11 protein-coding genes are annotated in these 14501 nt (G+C 60.6%); 2 read left to right on the top strand and 9 right to left on the bottom strand.

Translation table 11 applies throughout. From position 1 onward, the window contains the following. Positions 1–19: 19 nt before the first annotated feature. From fliJ to G5182_RS11270, 8 genes are all read right to left on the bottom strand, one after another. On the bottom strand, positions 20–460 hold the full coding sequence (gene fliJ, locus G5182_RS11305) for a flagellar export protein FliJ (RefSeq protein WP_421254384.1): 441 nt from the start codon (positions 458–460) through the stop codon (positions 20–22). Between the two features lie 27 nt (positions 461–487). Further along, complete coding sequence (gene fliI / locus G5182_RS11300) at positions 488–1819, bottom strand: flagellar protein export ATPase FliI (RefSeq protein WP_421254383.1); 1332 nt, start codon at positions 1817–1819, stop codon at positions 488–490. Between the two features lie 52 nt (positions 1820–1871). After that, on the bottom strand, positions 1872–2690 hold the full coding sequence (fliH, locus tag G5182_RS11295) for a flagellar assembly protein FliH (RefSeq protein WP_421254382.1): 819 nt from the start codon (positions 2688–2690) through the stop codon (positions 1872–1874). Between the two features lie 68 nt (positions 2691–2758). Beyond that, positions 2759–3820: a flagellar motor switch protein FliG gene (fliG, locus tag G5182_RS11290; protein WP_421254381.1), complete on the bottom strand. Its 1062-nt coding sequence runs from the start codon at positions 3818–3820 to the stop codon at positions 2759–2761. Next, positions 3813–5519, bottom strand: coding sequence for a flagellar basal-body MS-ring/collar protein FliF (gene fliF / locus G5182_RS11285; protein ID WP_266134068.1), 1707 nt, complete (start codon positions 5517–5519; stop codon positions 3813–3815). Before fliF ends, fliG begins: the two co-directional genes overlap by 8 nt. A 45-nt stretch (positions 5520–5564) precedes the next feature. After that, positions 5565–5882 (bottom strand): flagellar hook-basal body complex protein FliE, encoded by a 318-nt coding sequence (fliE, locus tag G5182_RS11280; protein ID WP_042011636.1) that lies wholly within the window; start codon positions 5880–5882, stop codon positions 5565–5567. Positions 5883–6229: 347 nt separating this feature from the next. After that, positions 6230–9334: an efflux RND transporter permease subunit gene (locus G5182_RS11275; RefSeq protein WP_216951818.1), complete on the bottom strand. Its 3105-nt coding sequence runs from the start codon at positions 9332–9334 to the stop codon at positions 6230–6232. Beyond that, the gene (locus G5182_RS11270) at positions 9334–10383 is read right to left on the bottom strand and encodes an efflux RND transporter periplasmic adaptor subunit (protein WP_216951819.1); all 1050 of its coding nucleotides are present in this window, start codon (positions 10381–10383) and stop codon (positions 9334–9336) included. The genes G5182_RS11275 and G5182_RS11270 overlap by 1 nt, the downstream gene beginning before the upstream one ends. A 199-nt stretch (positions 10384–10582) precedes the next feature. Between G5182_RS11270 and G5182_RS11265 the strand changes: the two genes are divergently transcribed. Both G5182_RS11265 and G5182_RS11260 read left to right on the top strand, forming a co-directional pair. Continuing rightward, positions 10583–12121: a sensor domain-containing diguanylate cyclase gene (locus G5182_RS11265; RefSeq protein ID WP_421254380.1), complete on the top strand. Its 1539-nt coding sequence runs from the start codon at positions 10583–10585 to the stop codon at positions 12119–12121. A 46-nt stretch (positions 12122–12167) separates the two neighbouring features. Then, on the top strand, positions 12168–13043 hold the full coding sequence (locus G5182_RS11260; RefSeq protein ID WP_139459998.1) for a patatin-like phospholipase family protein: 876 nt from the start codon (positions 12168–12170) through the stop codon (positions 13041–13043). Positions 13044–13116: 73 nt separating this feature from the next. On the opposite strand, the gene G5182_RS11255 is transcribed toward G5182_RS11260, so the two are convergent. Next, the gene (locus G5182_RS11255) at positions 13117–14457 is read right to left on the bottom strand and encodes an APC family permease (RefSeq protein WP_266134071.1); all 1341 of its coding nucleotides are present in this window, start codon (positions 14455–14457) and stop codon (positions 13117–13119) included. Between the last annotated feature and the right edge of the window lie 44 nt (positions 14458–14501).

Raw genomic sequence — 14501 nt, 5'->3', positions numbered from 1 at the left:
ATGTCCAGATCAAAGCAAGTTACAGGCCAGATTGATGAAAACGCCGCAACATGGCGTACTCATCCAGCATCTTCTGCTCCTGACGCAGAGCTTTCTGCTGCTCGCGGCTCGCCTGCTTCTCCAGCAACAGCTCTACCGCCTTGCGTCGCTGCTGGGCAGCCAGCCACTCTCCACGACGTTGCTCCAGCGCCTGACGCACCTGCAGCACCCCTTCGTATTGCTGGGTCGCCGCCTGCTCAAGCTTGTTGATAAAGGCGTGATACTGGCTGTTTTGCTGGGGCGAAATCCCTTGTAAACCGCGATCGGTCCACTGCTGGTGGTAGATCTGGCGGTACTGGTTGAGGGCATTTTGCTGATCCATAAACAGCTTGAGATCCTGCTGCGCCTTCACCAGCGCCTGCGCACACTGCTGCTCTGCCTCAGCCAGCCGCTCTGCCAACAATAGCAACCCTTTACTCATAGCCGCACCCTCTCTTCCCAACCGTCATCAACGCATCAAGGGCATCGCCACCATCTGCAAGGCTTGCAGGCCATCATCGTAGTGAATGACCTCGCGCATCCCCTGCTGCAAGAACTGATCCAGGTAGGGTTTTTGAATGATGGCGCGGTCGATGCGGGGGTCGGAACCCTGACTGTAGGCACCGATGGTGATGAGATCCCGGTTCTGCTGATAGAGGGAGTAAAACTGCTTGAGGGTGCGCGCCAACTCCATGTGCTCAGGTGAAGTGACCATGGGCATAACCCGGCTGATGGATTTCTCGATGTCAATGGCCGGATAGTGGCCTGCATCGGCCAGATCGCGCGACAGAACTATGTGGCCATCGAGGATCGCCCGCGCCGCATCGGCAATGGGATCTTGCAGGTCATCCCCCTCGGTCAGTACGGTGAAGAAGGCGGTGATGGAGCCCTGGCCGTCGCTGCCGTTACCAGCCCGCTCTACCAGCGCCGGTAATTTGGCAAATACCGACGGTGGATAGCCCTTGGTCGCTGGCGGCTCGCCCACCGCCAGTGCGATTTCCCGCTGAGCCTGGGCGTAACGGGTCAGCGAATCCATCAAGAGCAGCACATTGAGCCCCTGATCGCGAAAATACTCGGCAATGGCCAGCGCCGTTTCACACCCCTTGAGCCGCATCAGCGGCGAAGCATCGGCGGGAGCGGCCACCACCACGGAGCGGGCACGCCCCTCCTCCCCCAGAATGTCCTCGATAAACTCTTTCACCTCCCGGCCCCGTTCACCGATGAGGCCGACCACCACCACATCCGCCACCGAGCCGCGAGTCATCATGCCAAGCAGCACCGATTTACCGACACCGGAACCGGCAAACAGCCCCATCCGCTGGCCCTGACCCACCGTCAGCACGGCGTTGATGGCGCGCACCCCGACATCCATCGGTTGATGGATCGGGCGGCGAGAGAGCGGGTTGATGCGATGCTGGGCAAACTGCACGGTCTGGGAGGAGAAAATGGGGCCGAGCCCATCGAGTGGCTGGCCGATGCCGTCGATGACCCGACCAAGCAGGTTCATGCCAACAGGAATACCGTGCTCTTCGGTGATGGGCACCACCCGAGCACCGGGAATGACCCCCTTGAGCTGCTCGCTCGGCATAAGATAGAGGCGATCGCCAGAGAAGCCGACCACCTCAGCCTCCAGCGTCCCATCAAGGGTATCGATACGGCAGAGGGCACCGATGGCGGCACGGCAGCCGATGGCTTCGAGGGTCAGCCCCACCACCCGGGTCAATTTACCGGCGACCGGCGGTTTGGGGGCGCTGTCGCGTACCTTGTACCCTTGCAACCGGTTCAGTAGCGAGCCGCTCATCTGGCCTCCTGAGAGCTAAAAAGTGCAGCCGGACAGCAACGTCCGGCATCGGTTATGGGCGTGGATCCTGCGAAGCCGGTTTCTGCGACGCATTGTCCCGCAAGAAGTTGCGCAGCAACTGATCGATGCGCCCGGAGAGGGTCAAATCGATGCTGGAGAGCTCGGTAGCCAATTGCAGATCGCCGGGGGAGAGGGTGGGATCGCTCTGCAATCGCCAGTGGCGCTTGGCGCACTCGTCGGCGCCAAATGCCTGTTCGATTCGCGCGATATCGTCGGGATGCAGCATCAGAGTCACCCCCTGTTCGGCGGCAGGCAGCAAGGCCAGCCCCTCTTTAAGCGCCTCCAGCAGAATGCGGGGGGAGGTCTCCGCTTCGTGACGAATAAGCGCACGAGCCAGTTGCATCACCAGCGAGACCAACTGCTGCTCCACCGCCTGATCCAGCTCGTTAAGCGGATTGGCAAGGCGGGCGGCGAGCCCCTGCCAGTGGGCGATCTCCTGCTCCACCAGCTCGCGCCCCATAGCCAGCCCCTCCTCGCGCCCCTGTTCGAGACCGGCAGAGTGGCCCTGTTGCAATCCTTCCAGCTTGCCCTCTTCCATCCCCTTGGCATAACCGGACTCGCGCCCCTCGGCCATCCCCTCTTCCCAGGCGGCCTGACGGATCGCTTCGAGCTCTTCGGCGGTGATGCTGGGGGTCGGCTCCTGCTCGGGTTCCGGCTCCACCACCTCCTCTTCCTGCTGATACCAGTCAGGTGCAAGACCGAGCGCATTGGTCTCGGCCTCAGCCACCACGTCCATTTCGGGCCAGCCCCAGGCCTCTACCCGGGTCTCTTCCCCTTCAGGCCGCACATAACCACGCAGCTTGTTGTTCATCTATTCGCGCCGCTCCTTGCCAAGACAACATACTGGGCGGCAGACAGGTTACATGAGTTGGCCATGGTTTAGAGGAACTCCTCGCCACCGCCGGAACCCAGCATGATCTCGCCGGCATCCGCCAGACGGCGGGCGATGGAGAGGATCTCCTTCTGGGCAGCCTCCACCTCGGAGACCCGGATCGGCCCCATGGCCTCCAGATCGTCTGCCAGCATTTCTGCCGCCCGTTTCGACATGTTCTTGAAGATCTTCTCGCGCATCTGATCGTCGGACCCCTTGAGGGCGCGCTGCAACAGATCCCCAGGCACTTCCCGCAGCAGAGTCTGGATACCGCGATCGTCCACATCGATGAGGTTTTCGAACACGAACATCAAATCCTGGATCTGCTGGCTCATCTCTTCGTCCGACTCGCGGATGGAGTCCATCAACTGGCCTTCGATATTGGTATCCAGATAGTTCATGATGTTGGCGGCTGCCTTCAGGCCGCCCATCTTGGCTGCCTGGGCACCGGCCGCACCGGCGAACTGTTTCTCCATGATGTCGTTCAACTCTTGCAGTGCCGCCGGTTGTACCTCTTCGAGGTTGGCGATACGCATCACCAGATCGAGGCGCACCTGCTCCGGGAACTGGCTCAGGATCTCGGCGGACTGCTCCGGCTCCAGATAGGAGAGCACTATGGTCTGGATCTGCGGGTGTTCGTTCTGGATGATGCTGGCCACCTGACGGGCATCCATCCACTTGAGCGAATCGAGGCCACGGGCGCCGGAACCGAGAATGATCTGGTCCACCAGATTGCTCGCCTTGTCCTCGCCAAGGGCCGCCACCAACGCCTTGCGCACAAAGTCTTCACTACCGATACCTATGTTGGTGTACTTCTGGATATCGTCGATGAATTGACGGTGCACCGCCGCCACCCGATCGTGACTGAAATCGGACATGGAGGCCATCGACATACCGAGCCGCTGCACCTGCTTGGGTTCGAGATGGCGGAAGATCTGGGCGGCATCCTCTTCGTTGAGGCTCAACATCAATACAGCCGCCATATCCATACCGGACATCTGATCCAGCAACTGGCGCTGGCTGTCGGTAATGTCGTTGCCGGTCACCTGGCTTTTAGTTTCTTCAGGCATCTTTGGTTACCCACTCTTTAATGACCTGAGCGGCCAGATCCGGTTCGTTCGCCACCAGCGCACGCACCGCCTTGAGCAAATCTTCGTCACGGTGCAGATCCGGCAGTTTCAGCTGACCATCGCGCACCCCGAATACCTGCTCTCCCTCAACCTGGGCTGCCAGCAAGCTGAGCTCGTCGTCACCCCCCAATACGGTGTGGTTGTCAAAGTCCACTTCCCCTTCCGGCTTGGCATCCGGATAGAGCAACCGCTTGAGCATGGGGCGAACCACGGTGACGATCAAGACAATAATCACCAGTACCGAGGCGGCAATCCGTACCGCACGCCAGAACCAGGGCTGATCGTAGAGCGGCACCTCGGCCACGGTATCAAGCTCGGGACGATTGAACGGAATGGCGACCACCTCGAGGGTATCACCACGGGTCACATCAAAGCCAAGGCCACCGCTCAGCAAACGGCGCAGGGTATCGAGTTCCGCCTGGGTGCGCGCTTCGCGGGTCACAGCCCCGTCGGCACCGGGCACCGCCTTGTAATCCACCGCGACCGAGACGGTCATGCGGCGAATGCCCCCCATCTGACGCCGGGTATGGCTGACGGTGGTATCCAGTTCGAAGTTGCGGGTCGCCTCTTTGCGAGAACGCCCCGAGGCAGCAGCGCTGGCCCCATCACCGCCAGTGGCCTGTTCAGGAATATTGGACGCGGCAGGGGGCTGGTTGCTGAGAGCCCCCGGCACTCCGCCATTGCTGCCGCCGGAGCTGTTCTCTTCCAACGTCATCTCGGAGCGCACTGCAGGCAGATCCGGGTTGTAGGTTTTGCGGGTCTGCTCCTGCTGGGAGAAGTCGAGGGAGAGATCCACTTCCGCCGTATAATTGTCGGCGCCAAGCACCGGGATCAGAATGGCGTCAATTTTTTGCTTGTACTCCAGCTCCTGCTTCTGTTGCATCGCAAATTCCTTGCGCGTCTGGGCAGAGACGGGATCCTGGGAGCCGGAATTAAGCAGGCGGCCATTCTGGTCGGTGACGGTGACACGAGTCGGCTCCAGGCCATGTACCGCAGAGGCCACCATATCGACGATGGAGTCCACCTCCCCCTGCCCCAGTGCCGCCCCTTTCAGGTTGAGTACCACGGTAGCACTGGGCTTGCGCTCGTTGCGGGCAAAGACGTTATCTTTGGGGATGGCCAGCAGCACCTGGGCCTTGGCCACATTCTGGAACTGTTCAATGGCGCTCGCCAACTGGCGCTCGCGACTCAACTTGAGGCGCTCGGCCTCCATCCGCTGGCTGACACCGAAACTGGAGTCCTTGAGCAGAATATCCTCTCCACCATTGGCTACATCGGCCGCATTGGTGAGGCCGGCCCGGGTCAGTGCCAACCGGATACTGGCAAAGTTCTCGGCACTGACCAGCACGCTCTTGCCATCGACCTCATAGGGGATCTTCTGCTGATCGAGAAAGTCGAGGGTCTTGACCAGCTCCTGAGTGGTATAGGTGCCAAGAGGGCGCATATCCGGCTCCTTGCCCCACAGCAGGATGAAGACGGCGATGGCCAGGCAGATGGCAAGCCCCAGGATCAGAGTGATCTGGCGCAGTACATCGGTATTGGACAAGAATCCCAGTGCCGAGCTCTTCTGCTCGTTGGCATCGAGGGCGGCGGTGCCCTCATCGTTTATCAGCAGATCGCCATTTTGGTCAGTAGCCACGATTTATGTCCTTATTGCTGACATGTCATGATGCACGGTCATCGCTCAGACCGGCATATTCATGATGGTTTTGTAGGCATCAACCATCTTGTTGCGCACTTGCACCGTCGCCTCAAAGGCGATGGAGGATTTTTGGCCCGCGATCATCACCTCGGCCAGATCCACCGACTTGTCGCCCATATCGAAACGGGTGCGCAGATCATTGGCTGCGCCCTGCAACTCGTTGACGTTACCGAGCGCCTGCTGCAACAGCAGGCCAAAATCGGAGGTCACCTGACGGCCAGGCTGTGACAGCGGGGTTGCACCGGCCTCTACCTTGAGAGCCTGCATCTCTTGCATCAGGCTGCTTGCACTAATTTCCATTTTCTGTCCCCAGACAAATCATTGACGCTGACGGACCAAAAGCAATAAAAGTGCCAATTAGGTAAAAACGTTCTCAAGCCGCAGAAATGGAGGGGAAAAAGAGATGATGAGGGGGATCGGGGAATAGGCCGCTTCACGCACGGCACGGCTCCGTAACCGGCCACACCGTAGAACCGTGATGTTTGTCGAGCCACTTGACCAGTGGTTTGTTGTGAAGATTAACCACTCGACGGGCTATCAGTCCGGGGGGATGGCGCGTGCAGAGCCGGCTATCGGGCTCTGCACGCTTGTGGGTGCGGACTGATGCGCTCCACGGCCCCAGTCAAAGCTGGCATCGGACACTGCCGTTATGGCTCAGAAGTGTCCCCCCTGGCGGCCAGCGCCTCATCTACCTGCTGATCCCGCTGCCCGGTCATGCCGGCGTGACGGGCGATCAGGTGGTAGGTGGCGGGCACCACCAGCAGGGTAACCAGGGTCGCCAAGGAGAGACCGAAGAAGACCACGGTCCCCACCGCCATCCGGCTCTCGTAGCCAGCCCCCATGGAGAGCATCAGCGGCACAGCGCCGATGATGGCGGTGAGCGAGGTCATCAGGATCGGCCGAAGACGGCGCACCGAACCCGCGATGATCGCCTCTTCGAATCCTTCACCGCGCTGACGCAACTGGTTGATGAACTCGACGATGAGAATACCGTTCTTGGTCACCATGCCGATCAGCATGATCATCCCGATCTGGCTGTAGATGCTCATCTCCTGCCCCGTCAGCCAGAGGCCAAGCAGACCGCCGAAGATGCCGAGCGGCACCGTCATCATCACCACGGTCGGGGTGAGGGTGCTCTCGAACTGGGCCACCAGCACCAGATAGACCACCAGCAGGGCGAGGCCGAAGACCATCGCCATCTCCCCCTGATTGTCGCGGTAATCCTTGGAGTCACCGGCGTAATCGACCGTCATGCCGCTCGGCAGATGCTCGTTGGCCCAGCCGTCGAGGAAGTCGAGCGCCTCGCCCAGGGTGTGATCCGGTGCCACATCGGCGGTCAGGGTCACCGCCTTCTGGCGCTGATAGTGGTTGAGGCGATTGGCGGTCGCCACCTGCTTGACGGTCGCCAGGGTCGAGAGGCTCACCATCTCGCCATTGGCCGCTTTCAGGTAGATGCGGCCGAGATCCGAGATGCCGTTGAACTCCTTCTGGTTGGCGCGCAGATAGACGTCATACTCCTCGCCCCTGTCCACATAGGTGGTCTTGCTCACCCCGCCCAACATCGCCTGCAGGGTGCTGGCAACGGTGGAGACCGGTATGCCGAGCTGGCTGGCGCTGTCGCGCGAGACGGTCACCTGCAGCTCCGGCGTTTTCTCGGCGTAGTCGAGATCCGGGCTTATCATCAGGCCACTGGCCTGCGCTGCTTTTTGCAGCTCTAGCCCCTGCTGGTAGAGCTCGGCATAGTCGTTGCCCTGCAGCACGAACTGCACCGCAGCGGTAGAGCCGCCACGGAAGCCTGGCTGGAAGGTGCGGATCATCACATCGGGAATAACCGACAGCTTGGCCCCGAGCGAGCGGGAAAACTCGGTGGCGGTCACATCACGCTCGGCCCAGTCGGTGAGCTGGATGATCACCATGCCGGTCTGATCGCCGCCACGGCCAAAGGCGGGGGTACTGAAGCTCATCGCCTTGACCACCCCCTGGCCCAGCATCGGCATGATGGTCGATTCCACCTGCTGCATGTTGCGCTTCATCCGCTCGATGCTGGTCCCCTCCGCCCCCTTGACGAAGACGAAGACCACACCGCGATCCTCCGTCGGGGTGAGACTGCTAGGCAGCTGGGTAAAGAGGGCACCGATACCGGCCAGACAGAGCAGCAGCGCCAGCGGCATCCAGCGCGAGCGACGCAGCAGCCCCTGCAGCAGATGACGATAGTGCCCCTCCATCCGGCCCAAAGCACGATCGAGGGCCGCCGTCAGCCGGTTCGGCTTGTCGAGCGGGCGCATCAGCCAGGAGCCCATGGCTGGCGTGAGGGTCAGCGCCACCAGCGAGGAGCAGAGCACCGCCAACGAAAGCAACATCGCAAACTCGGTAAAGAGCCTGCCCACCATACCATCCATAAAAGCGATGGGAATAAAGACCATTACCAGCACGGCGGTGGTAGCGATGACCGCAAAGCCCACCTCGCGGGTGCCGTGCCAGGCCGCCAGCAGGGGGGGCTCACCCCGCTGCAGATGGTGGTGAATGTTCTCCACCACCACGATGGCATCATCCACCACCAGACCGATGGCGAGAATAAGCGCCAGCAGGGTGATGAGGTTGATGGAAAAACCGAGATACCAGGCGCCGATAAAGGCGGAGATGAGCGACACCGGGACCGTGATGGCCGGAATGAGTGTGGTGCGCCCCTGCCCGAGGAACAGATAGAGCACTGCCACCACCAGCACGGCACAGATGGCCAGTGTCTCATATACCTCGTCGATGGCCTGCTTGATAAAGATGGTGGAGTCGTAGTCAACCTCAAGGGTGGCCCCCTCCGGCAGGAAGCGCTGCATCTCCACCAGCTTCTTCTCCACCCCCTGTGCCACCGCCAGCGGGTTGGCAGTGGACTGGGCGACGATGCCGATACCCAGACTCTCGCGGCCATTGCGCTGGTAGGCGCTGTCTTCGTTCTTGGCTCCCACCTCCACATCGGCAATATCGGCCAGATAGACACTCTGACCGTTGGTCGCGGTACGGACCTGCAACTGCTGGAAATCTTCGGCGGTGTGGTAGAGCCGGGCAATCTGCACCGACATGGTCATGGAGTTGTTGCGGATCTCCCCCCCCGGCAGCTCTATGTTCTCGCGCTTGAGGGCATCCTGCACATCCGCTACCGTCACGCCGCGGGCCGCCATATCGGCCGGCCTCAACCGCACATACATCACCTGGGTCAGATCGCCGGAGAGCGCCACTTCACTCACCCCATCCACCAGGCTCAAGGGGTCGACCAGCACCCGGTTGGCGTAGTCGGTCATGGCGGTGCGATCCATCTGGCTGCTGCTGAAGTTGAGCCAGACCGCCACGTCACCGCTACCGCTATCCTTGGTCACCAGCGGTTCGTCGGCATCCTCCGGCAGCTTGCTCTTGGCGCGAGTCAGGGCGTCGCGCACATCGGAGACCCCCTCCACCATGTTCCAGCCAAGCTTGAACTCCACCGTGATCATCGAGCGCCCCTTGCGAGTCACCGAGTTGATATTCTTGATACCGCTGATGCCGGAGAGCTGATCCTCGATGGGCTTGGTGACCTGACTCTCCATCACTGCGGGAGCCGCTCCCTCATAGGTGGTGGTGATGGAGACCGACGGGATCTGCACGTCCGGCATCTCCCGCACCGTCAATTTGCTAAAAGCGACCAGACCGAACACGCTGAGCAGGGCGCTGAGCACCACCGCCACCAGCGGTCGGCGTACTGAGATATCGGAGAGCCACATCAGCCATTTACCTCCGCCAGATCGTGCACCTTGGCACCATCACGCAAGTTGACCAGCCCCTCGACCACGATGCGATCGCCGACTTTCAGCCCCTCGGTAACCCAGACAGTCTCACCCTCGGTCTCGCCGAGCACCACTGGCACCCGCTTGACCCGGCCATCGGCCTCAAGGCGATAGACGAAACGCTGCTCGCCGGCGTACTCCACCGACTGGGCAGGGATCAGAGTGAGCTGGCGGGAAGGGAGCAAGAGCTCCACGTTGAGCAGCATGCCCGGGCGCAACTGGCCGTTATTATTGGGTAACTCGACCCTCGCCTTGATGTTCTGGGTCTCGTTGGAGATACGGCTATCGAGGGTGGTGAGGGTGCCGTTAAAGCGCTGATCCGGCCAGGCTGCGCTGGTCGCTGTCACCGCCATGCCGGGGCGCAGCAGGGAAAGGTAGCGCTCCGGCACTGCCAGATCGAGGCGCAGGGTGTCGATATCGTCGAGGTGCAACAGGGTATCGCCGCTATTGACCAGGGCCCCTTCGCTCAAATCAATCAGGCTCACGGTACCGGCAAAGGGAGCGGTGAGAGTGCGCTGGGAGAGTTCGTAACGGGCGGCATCGACCCGCGCCTGCACCTGATCAACGGTGGCCTCCTGCCCCTCCAACACCGACTGGGTGACGGCTCCACGGGCGACCAGCTTGCGCATCTCGGTCAGCTTGCGATTCTCGTCGCGCAGACTGGCACTCTGCTCGGCCAGCTCCGCCTGTTGCTTGCCCGCATCCAGCGCGACCAGCGTATCGCCCTTGTTGACCTGCTGACCCGACTGCACCGCAATCTTGACCAGGCGCCCGGTCACCTCGGGAGTGATCACCACCGAGTGGTTGGCCGCCAGTTTACCTACCAGCTTGAGAGTCGGCTCGGCCAGACTCTGCTTGACGGTCTGGGTACGAATATTTATCTCGCGGGAAGGGGCTTTGGCTGCTGGTTGCAAGTGGCCAACCGCCCACCAGATGGCCGCTACCAGAGAGAGCAGGCCGAGGCCAATCCAGATACGCATTTTCATCAAACAATCCATGAAGTGTTAAGAAGGGGAAATCTGAGTGGGGGCCATTTTAGCCCCAGACTATGCCGTGACTATGTATAAATGTGACAAAACGTAACAGGTGCATGGTGAACTCACCCGGTTTCAGGTAGTTCAGTTTGTTTTCACACCACATCGCATACACTAACGACAATTTCCTTCGCAACCCGACTGACTGCCTATGCCCAACATGTCTGGCCACCGTTTTCTCACACGCCTGACCTGGCTCCTGTTCGCCGTGGTCATCCTGCTGATTGGTTTGACTTTGTGGCAAAGCCTGAAACAGATTGAACGCCTCTATCAAAGCGATACCCTCAACAGTGCCATCTACCTGCGGGATCGGTTCAAACGGACCGAAGTATTTCTGGAGGCGATGCGCGGGCAGGCTGAGGAGCGACTGCGCAGCGACCCCCAGTCGGTGCTCACCCGCCAGCTCTATCGCCATATCGAGACGCTGCCAGAGGGGCTGGCTCTCGACAAGCTCCCCGGTGATTTGCCGGCCGGACTGGCAGGCAACCTCACCGGTGATGGCCCGCTGCCGCCCCCCGGCAGCGAGCGTGAGGCACGCATTCATCTGGCCCTGAGCCTCTCCCCCTTGCTTGCCACCGCCAGCCAGCGCCTTGGCAACGAGATCGCCTGGGTCTACTTCACCGGTGTGGACAACTTTATCTATCTCTACCCTTGGCAACCCTCCAGCCGGTTTCGCTTTTATCCCACCATCTACCAGAAGAGTTTCTGGCAAGATGCGCTGCACAGCACCAATCCGGACAAGAAGACCGTTCTCTCGCGCCCCTATGAGGACTTTATCGGGCGCGGCCCCATGGTCACCATGTCCCAGCCCCTCTACAAAGAGGGAACTCTGGTGGGAATGATCAACATGGATGTGCTGCTCGCCCGCCTGCAGCAGCAGCTCGATCAGATGACCCCGGCGCTGGGGGAATATCTGCTGCTCAATCAGTACCACCAGGTGCTGGCCAGCAGCGCGCGCCAACCCGTGGCGCCGCAAAACACCGAACCGACCGGCGAATATCAATGGCGGCAAGGCACATTGCAGCTGACCATGGCCATCCCCGATACCCCGTTGCGGCTGGTGCACAGCGTGACCCTGCTACCGCTGGTGTGGGCCATGCTCTGCCAGTCCGCGCCGACCCTGCTCGCCATCCTCTTTATGCTGCTGGCCGTCCTCTCCAACCTGAGATCCCATCGCCTCAACGAGCGGCTCAACTACCTCTCCTGCCACGATGCCCTTACCGGCGCTTTCAACCGCCACTATGTGGTGCTACTGGAGCAGGCGGGAGAGCTGGCCCGGCTGCAAGCGGGGATCCTGATGTTCGATGCGGATCACTTCAAACGGGTCAATGACAACTTCGGCCATGCCGTCGGCGATATCGTGCTGATCCGGCTGGTGCAGATCTGCCAGCAGCAGCTTGGGCCCACTGATCGCCTGATCCGCTGGGGGGGTGAAGAGTTTCTGCTGCTGATTGGCCGCAGTAACGCCGCACAGATCGGCGAACTGGCGGAGCGGCTGAGAAAGGCGGTGGCAGATCACGACTGGGCCGCCATCGAGCCCGGGCTGGAGGTCACCATCAGTCTCGGCTATCTGCCCCACCAGGAGAACCTTCCCCTGCACGAAGCGGTACGCCGCGCCGATGTGGCGCTCTATCAGGCCAAGGCCAACGGTCGCAACCGCAGCGAAAGATGGCAGGATGACGCCTCCTGACTCTCGGAGTAAGCTGAGCCCTCAACCCCTTTTTTGGAGGACTGTCGTGCCACGTAAACCCCGCGTAGGGCTCGCTCTCGGGAGCGGCGCAGCCAGAGGATGGGCCCATATCGGCGTCATCCGCGCCCTTGAACGTCTCGGCATCAAACCGGATTTGATCGCTGGCTGCTCCATCGGCAGCTTTGTCGGTGCCGCCTATGCCGCCGGAGAACTGGATCGGCTGGAAACCTGGGTGCGCGGCTTTACCCGCCTGCAGGTGGTCAGCCTGCTCGACCCGGCCCTCTCCGGCGGTCTGTTTCGCGGCGAAAAGGTGTTTGGTCTTGCCGCCAGCCATCTGGGGGATCCCGATCTCGAGAGCCTGCCCATCCCCTTCGCCTGCATCGCCACCGAGCTCGATACCGGCCGCGAGATCTGGCTGCAACAAGGCCCGCTGCGCCAGTCGGTGCGCGCCTCCTGCGGTATGCCGGGGATCCTAACCCCGACCCGGATCAACGACCGCTGGCTGGTCGATGGCGCCGTGGTCAATCCGGTGCCCATCTCGCTGGCCCGCGCCATGGGGGCCGAGGTGGTGATTGCGGTCAACCTCAACACCGATATGCACCAACCCTGGACCGACGAGCCGGATCAACCCGGCAGCGGCGGTCTGCTCAGCCAGTGGCTCAATCGCGGAGAATCCGCGCCAGCCACCCCGGGTCTGTGGAGCGTGATGAGTGGCTCCATCAACATCATGCAGGAGCGGATCACCCGCGCCCGGATGGCCGGTGACCCACCGGAGATCCAGCTCTGCCCGCGCCTTGGCAGCTTCTCCATCATGGATTTTCATCGCGCCAGCGATGCCATCAACGAGGGGGAAGCCTGTGTCGAGCGCAACCTCGATCAGCTCAAGGATGAACTGGGCCGCCTCGGGTTGCTGGGCAATTAGTTGTCGACATGCTGCGGTTTACAAATGAAAAAAAGCGCCATTCGGCGCTTTTTTTTTCAACTCACTTACCCGGTCACTCCTTACGGTAGAAGAGCAACCCGAGCAGAATCACCCCCACAGAGACCAGCAGATAGAGTCCCAGACTGGGATTGGTGATACCGCCATACAGAATGATGAGTGCCCCCAAAGTGGCGCAGGTCGGGATCACAAACCGCTTTATCCAGCCCAACTCGGTAAAGGTGCGCATGTACCAGACATAGAGGAACAGATAGAGGCCATAAATCAGCACGATCGGCATCTCGTCCAGAGCGATGTAACGACCGAATGTCTCGTTGATGCTGCAGTACCACAGCACTGAGTAGATCACCGACAACAACGCTGCCGCGAGGGCCGAGTTGATTGGCATGTGGTGATGCGGTTCGATACGGCTCATCCACTTGGGGGCTGGCCCCTGATTGCGGATCGCCAGCGAGTAGGGAATGCGCATGGTCGCCAACACCAGACCATTGAGGGTGCCGAGGCAGGAGATAATCACGAACACGGTCAAAATGGTCGAGGCAGTCCCGCCAAACAGGCTGGTTGTCGCGAGATTTACCGCGTTATCCCCTTGCACCACTATCTCGTCCGTCGGCAAGACGCTGGCGATCCCCAGAAAATAGGTGACATAGACCACAAAGACTATCAGGGTGCCAATCACCAGTGCTCTGGGCAGATTCTTCTTGGAATCGCGAATTTCGCTGTTGATGGTCACAGCGGCAATCCATCCCTCATAAGCGAAGGCGGTGGCAACCACGGCCGTGGCCAGCGTGCCTCCGGTGCTTCCAATCCCATCCATTGCCTGCACAAAGTTGGTCACGGTGACACCATTGAGCAACCCTGAAATGGTGCCCACAATGGCAACCAGGATCAGCGGGATCAACTTGATCAGGGTAGAACCCACTTGCAGCTTGCCCGCCAGAACCGGGGTATAGAAGTTAATCAGGTAGGTGACCGTCATATAGACAGCCGCCAGTATCCAGGTCGCACCAGAGTTGGTCGGATTATCACTGCCGAGCAAGATCATGGTGTACAGAGCGGCGACCCAGGCAAGAATGGCGGAAAGAGGGGCGTAATAGAGTACGCCTTTGAACCACCCCACCAGATAACCAAACATTTTGCCGTATGCCGCTTCGGCATAATCGACGATACCGTTGGACTTTTCGATCCGCTGGGCAAACTCGGCAAACACCAGCGCGCCGAAGATCATCGAAAATGCCCCCAGCGCCCATGCCAGCAGCGCAATGGCCAGATTACCGCCAGTCAGACGCAGTACATCATCGGCCTTGAAGAAGACACCGGAGCCGATCACCACGCCGACCACCATCGCAATGGCAGTCATCAGGCCATAGCGTTTATCCAACTCATTACTGCTCATACCCATACTCCATACGATTGCTCATATCATCCTGAATGTAATAG

It is taken from the genome of Aeromonas sp. 600948, assembly GCF_049174875.1.
Taxonomy (GTDB): Bacteria; Pseudomonadota; Gammaproteobacteria; order Enterobacterales; family Aeromonadaceae; genus Aeromonas; species Aeromonas veronii_A.
This window is presented reverse-complemented; position numbering and strand designations above follow the sequence as displayed.

Excerpts from the sequence above, each read along its gene's own strand:
- fliJ (WP_421254384.1), bottom strand. The coding sequence starts at position 460 with ATGAGTAAAGGGTTGCTATTGTTGGCAGAGCGGCTGGCTGAGGCAGAG.
- fliI (WP_421254383.1), bottom strand. The coding sequence starts at position 1,819 with ATGAGCGGCTCGCTACTGAACCGGTTGCAAGGGTACAAGGTACGCGAC.
- fliH (WP_421254382.1), bottom strand. The coding sequence starts at position 2,690 with ATGAACAACAAGCTGCGTGGTTATGTGCGGCCTGAAGGGGAAGAGACC.
- fliG (WP_421254381.1), bottom strand. The coding sequence starts at position 3,820 with ATGCCTGAAGAAACTAAAAGCCAGGTGACCGGCAACGACATTACCGAC.
- fliE (WP_042011636.1), bottom strand. The coding sequence starts at position 5,882 with ATGGAAATTAGTGCAAGCAGCCTGATGCAAGAGATGCAGGCTCTCAAG.
- G5182_RS11275 (WP_216951818.1), bottom strand. The coding sequence starts at position 9,334 with ATGTGGCTCTCCGATATCTCAGTACGCCGACCGCTGGTGGCGGTGGTG.
- G5182_RS11270 (WP_216951819.1), bottom strand. The coding sequence starts at position 10,383 with ATGAAAATGCGTATCTGGATTGGCCTCGGCCTGCTCTCTCTGGTAGCG.
- G5182_RS11265 (WP_421254380.1), top strand. The coding sequence starts at position 10,583 with ATGCCCAACATGTCTGGCCACCGTTTTCTCACACGCCTGACCTGGCTC.
- G5182_RS11255 (WP_266134071.1), bottom strand. The coding sequence starts at position 14,457 with ATGAGCAGTAATGAGTTGGATAAACGCTATGGCCTGATGACTGCCATT.